Source organism: Bradyrhizobium sp. USDA 4502, from assembly GCF_054063355.1.
Map to the genome: position 1 here is coordinate 3,388,169 of NZ_JBSSGF010000001.1, position 15,888 is coordinate 3,404,056.

The following is a 15,888-nucleotide window of genomic DNA, read 5'->3' on the forward strand; positions in this document are numbered from 1 at the left end:
TTCGTTTGTGGCATCTTGCCCGGCGAGATCATTCCGGCAACTACTTCACAGGTATTCATGTCGCAGCAGCGCGATTTTTCGGCCAGCCTGCGCTGGTGGCGGCAGCGCAAGGGCCACTCGCAACTCGAGCTCGCCGGGCGCGCGGATATCTCCCAGCGCCATCTCAGCTTCCTCGAGCTCGGCCGCGCCGCTCCGAGCCGCGACATGGTGATCCGGCTTGCCGCGGCGCTCGACGTGCCGTTGCGCCAGCAGAACGCACTCTTGGTCGCAGCCGGCTTCGCGCCGGTCTGGCGGCAAACCGACCTCGCCGCGCCGGAGCTCGCCCAGATCCGCTACGCGCTCGATTTCATCCTGGCACAGCAGGAGCCCTTCCCGGCGGTCGTGGTCGACCGGCACTGGAATCTGCTGCTCGCCAATGCAGGCGCAAGCCAACTGGTGGAATTCCTGGTCGGGCCGCTGGCGCCAGGCACGGCGGTCAACCTCGCCGACGCGCTGGTCGCGCCCGGCGTATTGCGCCCCTATCTCACCAACTGGACCGAGGTGGCCGGCTACTTCATCCGCAGCGTCGAGGCCGATGCCGCCGCCGACGGCACCACCGCGACGGCGGATTTGCTCAAGCGCCTGCTGGCCTATGACGGTGTCGAGGCCGCGTTGGCCGCGCCGACCGGGCCCGCATCCGGACCGGTGCTGCCGATGCTATTCCGCAAGGGCGACGTCAGCCTGCAATTGTTCACCACGATCGCGACGCTGGGGACGCCGCAGGACGTCACGCTGCAGGAGCTGCGCATCGAAAGCTTCTTTCCGATGGACGATCAGACCGCGCTGATTTTTCGAAACTGGTCGAAAGCGAACGCCGCCAAGGCGGCTCAGTCGTAGAACTCCGGCGACATTTTCAGCCCGTCGCGCTGCGCCTTGTCGTGGTTGATCCAGAGCTGCGCCTTCTCTTTCGTCAGCGTGTCGGCGATCTTCTGCATCGAGGCCAGCGTCTGCTCCTTGCTGGCGTTCATGCTCGGCGCGCGCCGATTGTCCCAATTATCCCTGAAGTGAACGGCATCGCCGGTCAGCACGATCGCGCCGGTCTTCGGCAGCTTCACCAGCAGCGACTGGTGGCCGGGCGTATGGCCCGGCGTCGACAGGATGGTGACGCTGCCGTCGCCGAACACGTCGCGGTCGCCTTCGAGCTTCGTCACTGGATGCTCGGGCTTGAAGCGCGGCGCGTTGTTGGCGCCCGGCCATTCATATTCCGCCTTCTGCACATACAGCATCGCGGCCGGGAACAGCTCGACATTGCCGATGTGATCGGGATGGGTGTGCGACACGGCGATCGCCTTGATGTCCGACGGCTTGACGCCGAGCTGGTCGAGCTGCGCGGCGAGCGTCTTCGGCCGCCGCCAGGTGACCGCCTTGGGGTCGGCCGGCGCAAGGCCGTTCGGCATTGCCGCCACCGCGTCGGGAATCCCGGTGTCCCACAGGAACCAGCCCTGGGCATGCTTGATCAGGTAGCAATTGTCCACGAAGTCCATCGACTTGCCTTCATTGACGCCGGGCGACCAGCGTGAAATGTCGCCGGCAACGCCTTCGCCGCAGTTGAGGATGTAGAGCTTCTCGACGCCCGATTTCGCCGGCTCGGCGTCCGCATGCGGCAGCGCGCCCACAGTCCAGAGCAGCATCGCAAGACCGATTGCCTTCTTCATGTCGCCCCCCGTTTGATCGCGCCGGTGATTTGAACGCGTGCGGTCGCAATGTGCCGTGTCGTCGCCGCCCGTGGAAGACGTGGACATGGGTCGATCGATCAATTGAATGCGAGTGGATCGCGGCTGCCTAGGCTAGACCATCTCCGCCGGCGCCAGCCGGCAGGTCTCGCTGCTGATCTCGACCTGCAGCGTCGCGTGGTGGATGCTGAAGCGCTCCGAGAGCTCGGCGCAGACGTGATGCAGGAAGACATCATCGTGTCCGCCGGGCCGCACCAGATGCGCGGTCAGCGCGGTCTCGCTGGTGCTCATCGCCCAGATGTGCAGGTCGTGCACCTCGGTGACGCCCTCGAGCGCGGCGAGGTAGTCCCTCACCTGCTTGAGATCGATCCCCTTCGGCACCGCGTCGAGCGCGAGGTTGACGCTGTCGCGGGCAAGCTCCCAGCCGCTCAGCAGCACCACCACCGCGATGACCAGGCTGATCGCCGGATCGAGCCACTGCCAACCGGTCGCCATGATCAAGAGCGCGGCGATCACGACGCCGAGCGAGACGCCGGCATCCGCCGCCATGTGCAGATAGGCGCCGCGGACGTTGAGGTCGCTGTCGCGGCCGCGCATGAACAGCAGCGCGGTGCCGCCATTGATCAGGATGCCGAGCGCCGCGACCCAGACCACGGTCCAGCTTGCGACCTCGGCCGGCTCGCGCAAGCGGTTGATCGCCTCGACCGCGATGCCGCCGACCGCGATCAGGAGCAGCCCGGCATTGAACAGCGCCGCCAGGATCGAGGCGCGACGGTAGCCATAGGTGTGAGTATCGGTCGGTCGCCTGCCGGCGAGCCATGCCCCGCCCCAGGCCAACAGCAGCGCGATGACGTCGGAGAGATTGTGAACCGCGTCGGAGACCAGCGCCAACGAGTTGGCGGAATAGCCGAAGATCAGCTCCGCGACGACGAAAGCGGTGTTCAGCGACGCGCCGACCGCAAAGGCCGTGCCGAAACTGTCGGGCGCGTGGCTGTGCCCGGCATGGGAATGCCCGGCATGTCCGTGAGAATGACCGCTGTGGTCGTGGTCGTGATTGTGCGCCATGGCAACCGTCGCCCGATGTCGTCGGCGACGGTTATAGCGCGGTGAAATGTGGATACTATCACACCGCGCACTGAGCCCCCGTAGCCCGGATGGAGCGCAGCGCAATCCGGGATCACTGGTGATCCGGCGCGAACTCCCGGATTTCGCTTCGCTTCATCCGGGCTACAACACCGTTACTCCACGCCGCGATTGAACTTGTTCGACTTCGGCAGGCCGTGGGCGAGCCGGCCGGCGTCGGCGCGGTTGCCGCGCCAGTCGGCCAGTTCCTTCATGGTCATGCTGTGCTCGCGGCCGGCGGAATCCTTCCAGCTCAGGCCGGCCTTGGCGTCGAACACCGCAACGTCAGACAGCGACGCGCTGGTGTATTTCTGCAGGCGCACGCCGCGGCCGCGCGCCATCTCCGGCACCTGGTCGAGGCCGAACAGCACCATCTTGTGGTTGGTGCCGATCACCGCAACGGTGTCGCCGTTCACGGTCGTGATCGCGCGGGCCTCGTTCGGCATCTCGACATTGAGCACCTGCTTGCCCTTGCGGGTGTTGCCGACGCAGTCCTCTTCTTTGACCACAAAACCCTGACCCTCGCTGCTCGCGATCAGGAACTTGCGCTCGCCCTTGTTGACGAACAGCGAGATGATCGCGGCGTCCTGCTCGAGGTCGATGAACATGCGGATCGGCTCGCCATGGCCGCGGCCGCCCGGCAGTTTTGCCACGTCGAGCGAGTAGAACTTGCCGTTGGTCGCGAACAGCAGCAGCTTCGAGGTGGTCTCGGCGAAGAACGAGTGCTCGAGCTTGTCGTCGGTCTTGAAGGCAAGCCCCGAGAGATCCTCGACATGGCCCTTCAGCGTCCGCACCCAGCCCTTCTCTGATATCACGACGGTGCACGGCTCGCGCTCGACCAGCGCTTCCTCGATCGCGGCGAGGTCATGCTCGGGCGCATCGGCGAAGGTGGTGCGGCGCTTGCCGAGCGGCGTCTTGGGCCCGAAGATGTCGCGGACCTTGCGCACCTGATCGCTGACCTTGGCCCACTGCTCCGTCTCGGAAGCGAGCAGGCCCTCGATCCCCTTCAGCTCCTTGCGAAGATCCTTGTCCTCGGTGCGGATCTCCATCTCCTCCAGGCGGCGCAGATTGCGCAGGCGCATGTTGAGGATGGCATCGGCCTGGATCTCCGTGAGCTTGAAGGTCTTCATCAAGACCGGCTTCGGCTCGTCCTCGGTCCGGATGATCTTGATCACCTTGTCGAGGTTCAGATAGGCCACGAGGTGGCCGCCCAGCACTTCCAGGCGGTGCTCGATCTGGGTCTTGCGGAATTTGGTCCGGCGGACCAGCACGTCGCGCAGATGGTCGAGCCATTCGCGCAGGCACTCGGCAAGGCCGACCACCTTGGGGATGCGGCCCTTGATCAGCACGTTGAGGTTCAGCGAGATCTTGCTTTCCAGCTCGGTCAGCCGGAACAGCGACTCCATCATCAGCGCCGGATCGACGGTGCGCGACTTCGGCTCGATCACGAGCCGGACGTCCTCGGCCGACTCGTCGCGGACGTCGGCGACCAGCGGCAGCTTCTTCTCGTTGATGAGCTCGGCGATCTTCTCGACGATCCGCGACTTCTGCACCAGCCACGGGATCTCGGTGACGACGACCACCCAGGTGCCGCGGGCGCCCTCCTCCTGGATCCAGCGCGAACGGGTGCGGAAGGAGCCGCGCCCCGTGGTGTAGGCCTCGACGATCGCTTCCTTGGAATCGACCACGATGCCGCCGGTCGGGAAGTCCGGGCCCTTGACCCATTTCAGCAGCGCCTTCGACTTGGCGTCGGGCTTCTCGATCAGATGCAGCGCGGCGTCGCAGAGTTCGGCGGCGTTGTGCGGCGGGATCGAGGTCGCCATGCCGACCGCGATGCCCTGCGCGCCGTTGGCGAGCAGGTTCGGGAAGCCGCCGGGCAGGACGACAGGCTCTTTCGACTGGCCGTCGTAGTTGAGGCGAAACTCGACGCCGTCCTCGTCGATGCCTTCGAGCAAGAGGCGCGCGACCTCGGTCATGCGCGCCTCGGTGTAGCGGTAGGCGGCCGGGTTGTCACCGTCGATATTGCCGAAATTGCCCTGGCCGTCGACCAGCGGGTAGCGCGAGGAGAAATCCTGCGCCAAGCGCACCATGGCATCATAGATTGCCTGGTCGCCGTGCGGATGGAACGATCCCATCACGTCGCCGACGATCTTGGCCGACTTCTTGAACGCGGCGCGCGGGTCGAGCCCGAGCAGGTCCATGCCGTAGAGGATGCGCCGGTGCACCGGCTTCAGCCCGTCGCGGGCATCAGGCAGCGCGCGGTGCATGATGGTCGAGAGCGCATAGGCGAGATAGCGCTCCTCGAGCGCGTCACGCAGCGGCACCTCGTGAATTTCGGCCGGCTCTTCCGGCGGAATCTGTCGTTTTCCCATGGGGAGGCGTTAAACCTTGGCGGTGAATCGGGCAAGCCGCGAATCAGCGGGAATTTAAGGCCCGAATCGGCCTTACGGAACCGCGCTCCGGCCCCGTCGCCTCGTTACGGCGTTGATAAATCCGTCGCGGGCGTCGGAATGGCCCTGGCCGCGGGGCTCCAGCACGTGGCGGAGCAAGAACAGGCCGGTGATCTGGAAGCCGTCGAGCAGGTCCTGGTCCGACCAGCTGTTGGCGCCGCCCTCGCCTTCGCGCAGGAACGCCGGCAGCGGCAACAGCCGGTCGCGCCATGGCTCGCCGGCGGCGCGCGACACCGCGCCGCCGGATTTCGGCGACACGTAGATCAGGTCGGTGGTCTCCCCGGTGGCTGCGCAGTTTTCCAGGTCGAGCCCGAAGCCGAGCTCGGTCAGCATCGCGAGCTCGAACCGGATCAGGTGCACGGCGGCAACGCCGGCGTCCTCGAAATCGTCGAGCGTCCCCTCCAGCATCTCGTAGATGTCCTCATGCGGATCGCGCTCGGGCAGCAGCCGGGCCAGCGCCGCCAGATGCGTGACACCATAGACCGCATGCGACGAGCCGAGCAGCGTCGCAGCGCGCAGTCGCGTGCCTTCCAGCGCATACATGCCGAGATGCTCGTCGAGCCGCGCCCGCCACACCGCGGTGACGCTGTTGCCGGGCTGCAGCAGCGGCCGCATCCGCGAGCTGGCGCCGCCGCGCACCAGGCCGAGATGGCGGCCGTGCTCGCGCGTCAACAGCTCGACGATGGCGGAGGATTCGCCATGCCGCCGCACGCCCAGCACGATGCCTTCGTCGGTCCATTCCATGTGCGGAGTCTAGCAGGATTCCGCGGATGAACGCAGCTTTCCGCACGCGTCATTCGCTACGCGTTGAACCAGCCCCGCGCGTCGCCGGTGAAGGAATAATACAGCCCGGCCGTGGTCAGGATGCATGACACCACCTCGATGGCGCTGTCGATCTCCATGCCCCTTGCGCCGATGACCTGCACCAGTGACATCACCGACAACACAAGCACCGCGAGCAGCGCCCAGCGCGGCCAGTTCTTGCGGTGCTGCGCGGCAAGCCGGACGAAATACATCAGGAGCAGGATCATGCAGCCGGCCGTCAGGGTCTCACCCATGATCACCTGCTCGGTCTTCAGGACGGTCGGCGTGCGGTCCTGGAACGCCACCGACAGCGCATCCAGCGTCAGCGACAGATAGAGCAGAACCTCAAACCACAGCACGTTTCTGGGCACGTTCATGCAAGCGTCGACTCTTATTCCTTGGGGAATTCCAGTCCCATTTCCTTGTAGCGGTCGGGATCGTCACCCCAGTTCTCGCGCACCTTGACGAACAGGAACAGATGCACGGGGACGCCCATGATCTCGGCGATCTCGGCACGCGCCTGCGCGCCGATCGACTTGATGGTGGCGCCGCCCTTGCCGAGCACGATCTTGCGCTGGCTCTCGCGCTCGACAAAAATCGTCTGCTCGATGCGGATCGACTTGTCCTTGCGGTCGGTCCAGCTGTCGGTCTCGACCGTCGACTGGTACGGCAGTTCCTGATGCAGATGGCTGTAGGATCTTCTCGCGCGTGATCTCGGCCGCCAGATGCCGCATCGGCGCATCCGACATCTGGTCCTCGGGATAGAGGAACGGCCCCGCCGGCACTAGCTTGGCGAGCGTCTGGCGCAAATCGGCAACGCCGTCGCCGGATAGCGCCGAAATCATGAAGGTGTGCTCGAAGCGCATCCGCTCGTTGGCGGCCTGCGCCAGCGCCAGCAGCTTCTCGCGCTGCACGAGATCGACCTTGTTCAGCACCAGGATTTTCGGATGCGCGACGGTTTCGAGCTTGGCCAGGATCGCATTGGCCTCTTCGTCGAGGCCCGACTTCGCATCGAGCAGCACGCAGACGAGATCGGCGTCGTGCGCGCCGCTCCAGGCGGTCGACACCATGGCGCGGTCAAGCCGGCGCCGCGGCGCGAAGATGCCGGGCGTGTCGACCAGAATGATCTGCGCGTTGCCCTCGATCACGATGCCGCGGATCAGTGCGCGCGTGGTCTGCACCTTGCGCGAAACGATCGTGACCTTGGAGCCCACCAGCGCATTGACCAGCGTCGACTTGCCGACATTGGGCGCACCGATCAGCGCGACGAAGCCACAGCGCGTCGCGTCCCCTTGCCCTTTGGCCTCGTCAGTCATTGGTGCCGACGCCTTCGCGCTCGATCATCGCGGATGCCGCCGCCTTCTCGGCCGCGCGCTTGTTGCCACCGAGGCCCTCGGCGGAGGCCAGGCCCGGCAGGTCGACCGCAACGCGGAATTGTGGATCGTGATGCGGACCGGTGCGTTCGACCTCGCGATAGACCGGCGTCGGCAGCCCCTTGCCCTGGGCCCATTCCTGCAACACGGTCTTGGGATCGCGCAGCGGCCGGCGCAGCTTGTGCATCCGTTCGGTCCAGTTGCGCTCGACGAACTGGCGCGCGGCCTCGTAGCCGCCGTCGAGAAAGATCGCCCCGATCACCGCTTCGCAGATATCGCCGAGCACAGACTTGCGCAGCCGGGCGCCCTCGACCGCCTTCACCATGCCGAGCTTGATGTCCTCGAGCAGCCCGAGCGCCTTGGCGACGTCGGCGCAGCTCTCCTTGCGCACGAGGTCGGCGAGCCGCTTCGACAATTCGCCCTCGTCGGCCTTGGGGAACGACCGGAACAGCATGTCCGATACGATCAGCCCGAGCACGTGGTCGCCGAGGAACTCCAGCCGCTGGTAGCTGTCGGCGCGGTTGCGGGTGGCGGGCTTCAGCGCGGACACGTGGGTGAACGCAGTGGTCAGCAGCGCGGGATCCTGGAACGTGTACCCGATCCGCGCCTCGGTGCCCGCGATCGCGGCCTTCTCCTCAGCGGCCTTGACCGCCTTGCTGCGCCGCTTCTTCGGCGCGGCTGTGCTGTCGGCGGCAGGCGTCTGGCTCGGCTCGCCGGTCGGCGCTTGATCGTTGATGGATGCGGTATCGTCGTTCATCGCACGATAGAGAATAGGCGATTCCACCGCACGGCAAGCGGCCAGCGCCAGATCATCCAGGCCTGCTCGCCCTCGGCGATCGAGAAGAAGATCATCTGGGCTCGCCCGATGATGTTCTCGAACGGCACGTAGCCGACCTGCGACAGGAAGCGGCTGTCGGTGGAGTTGTCGCGGTTGTCACCCATCATGAAGAAATGCCCGGGCGGAACGGTGTAGACGATGGTGTTGTCCATGTAGCTGTTGTCGGTGCAGTCCAGCGTCTCATAGCTGACGCCGTTCGGCAGCGTCTCCTTCCAGCGCTTGACGCGGGCGGTCGCATCCGCCGAGCCGCAGGGATCCTCGCCGACGAAGTCGCTCAGCCGCTCCCGCTTGATCGGCTCATCGTTGATGTAGAGCAGCCCGCTCTTGACCTCGATGCGGTCGCCGGGCAGCCCGATGACACGCTTGATGTAGTCGGTGGAGTCATCCCGCGGCAGCCGAAACACCACGATGTCACCGCGGTTCGGCTCCGAACCGAAGATGCGGCCCGAGAAAATGTTCGGCGAGAACGGGATCGAGTAGTGGCTGTAGCCATAGGAATATTTCGAGACGAACAGGTAGTCGCCGACCAGGAGCGTCGCCTTCATCGACCCGGAGGGGATGTTGAACGGCTGGAACAGGAAGGTGCGGATGACGAGCGCGATCAGAAGAGCATGGATGACGACGCGGATGGTCTCGCCCAAGCCGCTTTCAGATTTGGTCCCGGTGGTCACGCTCATTGCTTTCCCAATTCCCGTGGACTGATGTCCACGCGGTGGCAGAACGTTCTCTTCGCGCGAAGCGTTCGGCCTTCGCGTGAGGAAAATGGCCTTGATTCTGATCTTGAGGGCAAATTCCGGCCTAAACCCGGAATCAGCGTCTCGCTCGATATAACCCTGCGGCGTTTTAGACGGTTGTTCGCAGGGGCGCAATCAATCGCCGCCTCAAAACTTCGCAATTCATTGAAATATCAATGATTTTTTAGTTTGCTGAAGTTTTCCGGCAGAATCCGGCACCGCGGGATCATCTGGCGGGGGCAACCGCCGAAATTATGACGAAGGCCTGGGCCAACGGCCAATCGTCGGTGATCGAAAGGTCGATCTGCGCCTGCATGCCCTCGGGCGTCAGTTCCTGCAGCCGGGCCAGCGCCCCGCCGGTCAGCCGCATCGACGGCCGCCCGCCCGGCAGGTTCACGACGCCCATGTCCTTCCACCACACCCCGCGCCGGATACCGGTGCCGAGCGCCTTGGAGCAGGCTTCCTTGGCGGCAAAGCGCTTGGCGTAGGTTGCGACCACCATCTTCTCGTTGTTGGCACGGCGCATCGCCTTGGCGCGCTCGGCATCGGTGAAGATGCGGTCGAGGAATCGCTCGCCATGGCGCTCGATCACCTTGGCCACCCGGGTGATGTCGATCAGGTCGGAGCCGATGCCGATGATCATGCGCTGACCGCACCCTGCGCCCTGGCGCGGCCGCGGTCCATCGCCGCACGCATCTCACGCACCGTCCCGGCGATGCCGACGAACAGCGCCTCGCCCATCATGAAATAGCCGATGTTCAACTCCCGGATTTCGGGCAGCGCGGAAATCGTCTCCGCGGTGTCATAGTCGAGCCCGTGGCCGGCATGGACCTCGAGCCCGGCCGCCTGCGCGAGCCTGGCGCCGGCGACGATGCGCTTCCATTCAGCCTCCGCCTTGTCCTGGTGGCTGTCGACCACGGCGTCGCACCAGCCACCGGTGTGGATCTCGATCACCGGCGCCTTCAGCTTCGCGGCCATCTCGATCTGCCTGGGATCGGCAGCAATGAATAGCGAGACGCGGATGCCGGCGTCATTGAGCCGCGCGATGAACGGGGCCAGCGCGTTGTGCTGGCCGACCACGTCGAGGCCGCCTTCGGTGGTGAGTTCCTGGCGCCGTTCCGGCACCAGGCAAACCGCGTGCGGCTTGGTGGCGAGCGAGATCCGCAGCATGTCGTCGGTCGCCGCCATCTCGAAATTCAGCGGCTTGGAGATCTCGGCCTTGAGCCGCGCCATGTCCTCATCGCGGATGTGGCGGCGATCCTCGCGCAAATGCGCGGTGATGCCGTCGGCGCCGGCCGCGATCGCGGCAAGCGCCAGCCGCACCGGATCGGGCCGCGCTCCGCCCCGCGCGTTGCGCAGGGTGGCGACGTGATCAACATTGATACCGAGACGCAGCGGCGGAGTTTTGGACATCTCTTTGACCTGCAATCTAGCCCGTCATGCGCGGGCTTGACCCGCGCATCCATCCTTTTGGAAAGATGGGCTGCCGGGTCAAGCCCGGCAACGACGAGACGTTACCCATTGACGCGCTCGACCCGAGCGACGACGGCCTTGGCGCGCAACTGGGCGATGATAGCGCTGAGATGCTTGAGGTCATAGACCTCAAGATCGATGGTCAGCTCCGTGAAATCAGGCGATTGGCGCGACATGTGGATGTTGTCGATATTGCCGTCGTGCTCGGCGATCACGGTCGCGATCTGGGCGAGGCTGCCGGGCTCGTTGACATTATGGACCAGGATGCGGGCCGGGAAACGCTGCGGCATGGTCTCGTCGATATCCCAGCGCACGTCGAGCCAGCGCTCCGGCTCCTCCTCGAAATCCTTTAGCGCCGGCGACTGGATCGGATAGATCGTGATCCCCTCGCCCGGCGTGACGATGCCGACGATCCGATCGCCCGGCACCGCACCGCCGTTCGGCGCGAACTTCACCGGCAGGTCGGAATTGATGCCGCGCACCGGGATCACCGAGGTGGCGCGCGCCGGATGCGGCGGGTTCTGCGTCTTCAGCTTGGCGGCGAGACCCTTCTTGGCGCCATAGCGCACCAGCCGCTCTTCCTTGTAATCGGGATACATCGCGCGCGCGACGTCGGAGGCCTTGATCTCGCCGCGCCCGACCGAGGCCATCACGTCCTCGATCGAGCCGCGCGCGAGCCGCGGCAACGCGCCCTTCAGCTTGTCGTCGGCGTATTCGATCTTGGCGCGGGCAAACAGGCGGTCGACGATGCGGCGGCCGAGGCCGGCATATTGGTCGCGCACCGCGTCGCGGGTGGCACGGCGGATCGCGGCGCGCGCCTTGCCGGTGCGGGCGAGCGCTTCCCAGGCCGACGGCGGCGCCGACTGTGCCTTCGAGGTCAGCACCTCGACCTCGTCGCCATTCTGCAGCTCGGAGGACAGCGGCGCGAACTTGCCGTTGATCTTGCAGCCGACCGCGCTGTTGCCGACGCCGGTGTGCACGGCATAGGCGAAATCGATCACGTTGGCGTTGCGCGGCAGCGCGATCAGCTTGCCTTTCGGCGTGAAGCAGAACACCTGGTCGTGGAACAGCTCGAGCTTGGTGTGCTCGAGGAATTCTTCCGGATTGGCGCTTTCCGAGAGGATGCCGATGGTGTGGCGCAGCCAGGCGAAGGCGTTGGACTCGTGCTTCAGCCGCTCGTGCGGCGAGCCCGCGCCCTCCTTGTAGAAGGCATGCGCGGCGATACCGAACTCGGCGATCTGGTTCATGTCCTCGGTGCGGATCTGCAGCTCGACGCGCTGCTTGCCCGGCCCGATCACCGTGGTGTGGATCGAGCGGTAGTCGTTCTGCTTCGGGGTCGAGATGTAGTCCTTGAAGCGGCCCGGCACCACCGGCCAGGTGGTGTGGACGATGCCGAGCGCGCGGTAGCAGGCGCCGACATCGTCGAGGATGATGCGGAAGCCGTAGATATCGGACAGCTGCTCGAAGCCGACCGACTTGCGCTCCATCTTGGTCCAGATCGAAAACGGCTGCTTGCGGCGGCCGAACACCCGCGCGGTGATGCCGTTCTTCTGCAGGTTCTTGGAGAGCTGGGTTTCGATCTCGCCGATCAAATTGCGGTTGCGCTCGGCCAGCGAGTCGAGCCGCTGCTTGACCACCGCATAGGCCTCTGGATCGAGCACGAAGAACGACAGGTCCTCGAGTTCCTCGCGCATCTCGTGCATACCCATGCGACCGGCCAGCGGCGCATAGATATCCAGCGTCTCCTCGGCGATGCGGCGGCGCGAGGCCGGCGGCACGAATTCCAGCGTGCGCATGTTGTGCAGCCGGTCGGCGAGCTTGATCAGCAGCACGCGGACGTCGTCGGCGATCGCAAGCAGCAGCTTGCGCAAATTCTCGGCCTGCTTGGCCTCGCGCGACACCAGTTCCAGCCGCTTCAGCTTGGTCAGGCCTTCGACCAGCGCGCCAATCTCGTGGCCGAACACATTGTCGATCTCGGCCCGCGTCGCCTCGGTGTCCTCGATCGTGTCGTGCAGCAGCGCCGCCACGATCGTGGCGTCGTCGAGCTTGAGGTTGGTGAGGATCGCGGCGACCTCGAGCGGATGCGAGAAATAGGGATCGCCGGAAGCACGGGTCTGCGTGCCGTGCGCCTTCATGGCGTAGACATAGGCGCGGTTGAGCAGGTCTTCGTTGGTGTCGGGGTTGTAGGAGCGGACGCGCTCGACAAGGTCATATTGTCGCATCATTCGCGTCCGCGGCTTGGCCGGCCTCTCCGCCATGGACGACGTCGGCGCCACCGCGACCGTTTCGGTTGCAGCCTGCATCTGGATGGAACTGCGGCGTCGATACGCCATGGACTCGCTGCCTCTCGCGCGGGACCGGAACGTCCCACCTTTCCTCAATCTAGTGCGCTTTCCAATGAAGCAGCACCCCGCGCGGGCCCTGAAACCATTCAATTTCCCGCGTCCGCGTAGGACGCACCGTAACAGCAAAATTGTCAACAAAAGCAAAGGCCCGGAGCAATGTCCGGGCCTTCGGCAAACCTGTTCGAAACGACGGCAAGCTTACTCGTCTTCCTCGGGCTGCTCCTCAGGGGGCGCCAGACCCTCGAGGCCCTTCAGCAGCTCTTCCTCGGTCATCCGCTCGACCGCGACCTCGGTGTCGTCGGCGTCGACGCTGGCACCGGCGGAACCGATCAGCGGCACGGTGTCGGGCTCGGGCTCGTCGACCTCGACGAACTTCTGCAGGGAGTGAACGAGTTCCTCTTTCAGGTCTTCCGGCGAGATCGTCGAATCGGCAATCTCGCGCAGCGAGACGACCGGATTCTTGTCGTTGTCGCGATCAACCGTGAGTTGCGACCCCGAGGAGATCATCCGGGCGCGATGCGCGGCCAACAGGACGAGGTCGAAACGATTGTCGACCTTGTCAATGCAATCTTCGACGGTGACGCGAGCCATCTCGAGGCGCTCCGTGGTAAAAGGGACCGAACATGTAGGTTATGAGGGTTAGTTATAGGGCTAGCCCCCGTTTCGCAAGGTAAAATTTGTGATTTGCCTTCCGAACAGGCTCTGATAACCCGGTCTGACGGGGGCCAGAAGGGCCGGAGCGTCTGACGACATGGCCAGGTTGCTGTCCCAGGCGAGTAAATCTCTTCATTGCAATGTCAAGGGTCTGGGCTTTTTGCCCTCGCCTCACCATAATTGCGGTGGTGACTGTCGTGGGGAAAGATTCACAGAACTTTAGGCAGCAACGCCGGAAATTGCGCGCGGTTGATCACCGCCGCGCTAAGAACACTAACAACCACGCGAGAACACTTTGATGTCGTCACCTGTTTCCAACAAGATCGCGCTCTTCATCGACGGAGCGAATCTTTACGCCACCGCAAAGACGCTGGGCTTCGACATCGACTACAAGCGCCTCCTCAAGGAGTTCCAGAGTCGCGGCACCCTGCTCCGTGCGTTCTACTACACGGCGATCATCGAGGATCAGGAGTATTCGTCGATCCGCCCGTTGATCGACTGGCTCGATTACAACGGCTACACCGTCGTCACCAAGGCGACCAAGGAATTCATCGACGCCAGCGGCCGCCGCAAGGTGAAGGGCAACATGGACATCGAGCTCGCCGTCGATGCCATGGAACTCGCCGAGCACATCGACCAGATGATTCTGTTTTCCGGCGATGGCGACTTCCGTTCGCTGGTGGAAGCAGTGCAGCGCCGCGGCGTTCGCGTCACGGTCATCTCCACCATCGCCAGCCAGCCGCCGATGATCGCCGACGAGCTGCGCCGCCAGGCCGACGTCTTCACCGACCTCGTCGAGTTGCAATCCAAGCTTGGCCGTGATCCGTCCGAACGCCCGGCCCCGCGCGAACCGCGCCACCACTCCCCGCAATTCCTGCAGCGCGCGACCACCATGGCCCCACGGGGAGCCGATGACGATTTCGACGAGTAATCTCGTCGCTGCTGCTACGCGCCCCGACAGCAACTGTCAGCTTTGTGTCAGGCTGGCCGACTTCCGCGCGCAGGCGCGCGCACTGCATCCGGACTGGTTCAACTCGCCGGTGGAATCGTTCGGCGATCCGAATGCGCGGTTGTTGATCGTGGGCCTCGCGCCGGGCCTGCAGGGCGCCAACCGCACCGGCCGTCCCTTCACCGGCGACTACGCCGGTGATCTGCTCTACGCGACCTTGCTCGAATATGGTTTTGCCAGCGGCGTCTATCAGGCGCGGCCGGACGACGGGCTGAAGCTGGTCGACGCCCGGATCAGCAATGCGGTGCGCTGCGTGCCGCCGCAGAACAAGCCGCTGCCGGCCGAGATCAACACCTGCCGGCAATTCCTCCGCGCCACCATCGCCGCGATGCCGAAGCTGCGCGCGATCGTGCTGCTCGGGCGAATCGCCCACGAATCGACTCTCAAGGCACTGGATGTTCGTTTGGCTGCCGCGCCCTTTGTGCACGGTGCCGTGCATAGTGCGGGCAAATTCAAGCTCTACGACAGCTACCACTGCTCGCGCTACAACACGAACACCGGCGTGTTGACGACCGATATGTTCCGCAAGGTGTTCGCGACCGTGCGCAAGGAGCTCGGCTAGCGCCCCTTCCGGTATCCGCTTTGCGAACCGCTATCCAAAGCATGCAAATGCTACAGGACGCTCGCGCGACTTCGGAATAATAGAAAATACCCCTGAATTGCCCGACGTGTCAAGTTGCCTGGGTGAACAGTTGCCTGGGTGAACGCCGGCCGCCGCCGGCTACTTTGCATGGGGTTGTTCTCGATATTTTGGCAGCGCCCCCTGCAACGACCCCATGACTTCATATTGCTCTAGTCCGTCCGCGGATTGGCCTTCAGCCATTCCAGCACGTCTCCGGCGTTCCGGTCGGGCGGGAACACCGGATAGAACACGTGGCTGATGCGCGCATCGTCGATCACAAGGGCGAGCCGCTTGATCAGGATCAGCCCCGCCACCGACATCGTCGGCAACTTCAGCGTGTGCGTCAGTTCCAGCGCTTCGTCGGACAGCACCGGAAACGGCAGATGCAGGCGCGAGGCCATCTCGGTCTGGTACGCGTTGCTTTGCGTCGACAGCCCGAACACCTGGGCAGCGCCGGCCGCCTTCAGCTCGGCGAACAGGTCGCGGAACGCGCAGGTCTGCGGCGTGCAGCCGCGGGCGCCCGGGATCATGTCCCAATCGTCGACCAGCCCGATCTTGCCGGGCTCGCCGGTTCGCGGATAGGCGAACACCACGGTGCGGCCCTTGAGCGCCGACAGCGCCACCGCGGTGTCGTCGGTGGCGCGCAGCCTGACCGGCGGGATCGTCATGCCGACGAGGTGCGCCGCGCCGCCGTCATCCGTCGGCGCCGGGATCTTGCTCCAGTCGACGTCAGTGAGGCTGCTTTGGCTCAT

The 15,888-nt window shown here is 64.9% G+C and carries 15 protein-coding genes and 1 pseudogene; 3 read left to right on the forward strand and 13 right to left on the reverse strand.

Annotated elements, in window-relative coordinates; translation table 11 throughout:
* The first annotated feature begins 57 nt into the window (after nucleotides 1-57).
* Complete coding sequence (locus ACVW1B_RS15580; RefSeq protein ID WP_456821743.1) at nucleotides 58-876, forward strand: helix-turn-helix domain-containing protein; 819 nt, start codon at nucleotides 58-60, stop codon at nucleotides 874-876.
* Here the strand turns inward: ACVW1B_RS15580 and ACVW1B_RS15585 are convergent.
* The 12 genes and pseudogenes from ACVW1B_RS15585 to rpoZ all read right to left on the reverse strand — a co-directional run bounded on the left by ACVW1B_RS15585 (nucleotide 867) and on the right by rpoZ (nucleotide 13,442).
* Nucleotides 867-1,694, reverse strand: a complete 828-nt coding sequence (locus ACVW1B_RS15585) for an N-acyl homoserine lactonase family protein (RefSeq protein ID WP_456780440.1) — start codon at nucleotides 1,692-1,694, stop codon at nucleotides 867-869. The two genes, ACVW1B_RS15580 and ACVW1B_RS15585, sit on opposite strands and share 10 nt — an antisense overlap.
* 132 nt (nucleotides 1,695-1,826) lie before the next feature.
* Nucleotides 1,827-2,777: a cation diffusion facilitator family transporter gene (locus tag ACVW1B_RS15590; protein WP_253608392.1), complete on the reverse strand. Its 951-nt coding sequence runs from the start codon at nucleotides 2,775-2,777 to the stop codon at nucleotides 1,827-1,829.
* Between the two features lie 173 nt (nucleotides 2,778-2,950).
* Entirely contained in the window at nucleotides 2,951-5,206 is a 2,256-nt protein-coding gene (gene parC, locus ACVW1B_RS15595; protein ID WP_456821744.1) for a DNA topoisomerase IV subunit A, read from the reverse strand.
* 72 nt (nucleotides 5,207-5,278) lie between these two features.
* The gene (gene recO, locus ACVW1B_RS15600; protein ID WP_057020749.1) at nucleotides 5,279-6,028 is read right to left on the reverse strand and encodes a DNA repair protein RecO; all 750 of its coding nucleotides are present in this window, start codon (nucleotides 6,026-6,028) and stop codon (nucleotides 5,279-5,281) included.
* Between the two features lie 56 nt (nucleotides 6,029-6,084).
* Nucleotides 6,085-6,465 (reverse strand): hypothetical protein, encoded by a 381-nt coding sequence (locus ACVW1B_RS15605; protein WP_028333841.1) that lies wholly within the window; start codon nucleotides 6,463-6,465, stop codon nucleotides 6,085-6,087.
* Nucleotides 6,466-6,479: 14 nt separating this feature from the next.
* Nucleotides 6,480-7,404: pseudogene (gene era, locus ACVW1B_RS15610) on the reverse strand (GTPase Era).
* On the reverse strand, nucleotides 7,397-8,218 hold the full coding sequence (rnc, locus tag ACVW1B_RS15615; protein WP_092078074.1) for a ribonuclease III: 822 nt from the start codon (nucleotides 8,216-8,218) through the stop codon (nucleotides 7,397-7,399). The pseudogene era and the gene rnc overlap by 8 nt, the downstream one beginning before the upstream one ends.
* Complete coding sequence (lepB, locus tag ACVW1B_RS15620) at nucleotides 8,215-8,976, reverse strand: signal peptidase I (RefSeq protein ID WP_028333840.1); 762 nt, start codon at nucleotides 8,974-8,976, stop codon at nucleotides 8,215-8,217. Before lepB ends, rnc begins: the two co-directional genes overlap by 4 nt.
* A 283-nt stretch (nucleotides 8,977-9,259) precedes the next feature.
* Entirely contained in the window at nucleotides 9,260-9,676 is a 417-nt protein-coding gene (gene acpS / locus ACVW1B_RS15625; protein WP_021078359.1) for a holo-ACP synthase, read from the reverse strand.
* Nucleotides 9,673-10,446 carry a pyridoxine 5'-phosphate synthase gene (locus ACVW1B_RS15630; protein ID WP_310881964.1) on the reverse strand — a complete coding sequence of 258 codons (774 nt, stop codon included), beginning with the start codon at nucleotides 10,444-10,446 and terminating at the stop codon, nucleotides 9,673-9,675. Before ACVW1B_RS15630 ends, acpS begins: the two co-directional genes overlap by 4 nt.
* A gap of 101 nt (nucleotides 10,447-10,547) precedes the next feature.
* Nucleotides 10,548-12,839 carry a RelA/SpoT family protein gene (locus ACVW1B_RS15635; RefSeq protein WP_456821745.1) on the reverse strand — a complete coding sequence of 764 codons (2,292 nt, stop codon included), beginning with the start codon at nucleotides 12,837-12,839 and terminating at the stop codon, nucleotides 10,548-10,550.
* A 210-nt stretch (nucleotides 12,840-13,049) separates the two neighbouring features.
* Nucleotides 13,050-13,442, reverse strand: a complete 393-nt coding sequence (gene rpoZ / locus ACVW1B_RS15640) for a DNA-directed RNA polymerase subunit omega (RefSeq protein ID WP_016844003.1) — start codon at nucleotides 13,440-13,442, stop codon at nucleotides 13,050-13,052.
* Between the two features lie 361 nt (nucleotides 13,443-13,803).
* Between rpoZ and ACVW1B_RS15645 the strand changes: the two genes are divergently transcribed.
* Together ACVW1B_RS15645 and ACVW1B_RS15650 are read left to right on the forward strand one after the other, a co-directional pair.
* On the forward strand, nucleotides 13,804-14,436 hold the full coding sequence (locus tag ACVW1B_RS15645) for a LabA-like NYN domain-containing protein (protein WP_016844002.1): 633 nt from the start codon (nucleotides 13,804-13,806) through the stop codon (nucleotides 14,434-14,436).
* Nucleotides 14,417-15,076 (forward strand): uracil-DNA glycosylase, encoded by a 660-nt coding sequence (locus ACVW1B_RS15650; RefSeq protein ID WP_076834401.1) that lies wholly within the window; start codon nucleotides 14,417-14,419, stop codon nucleotides 15,074-15,076. Before ACVW1B_RS15645 ends, ACVW1B_RS15650 begins: the two co-directional genes overlap by 20 nt.
* Before the next feature lie 230 nt (nucleotides 15,077-15,306).
* Here ACVW1B_RS15650 and ACVW1B_RS15655 read toward each other — a convergent pair whose 3' ends face one another.
* On the reverse strand, nucleotides 15,307-15,888 hold the full coding sequence (locus ACVW1B_RS15655; RefSeq protein ID WP_253608387.1) for a peroxiredoxin: 582 nt from the start codon (nucleotides 15,886-15,888) through the stop codon (nucleotides 15,307-15,309).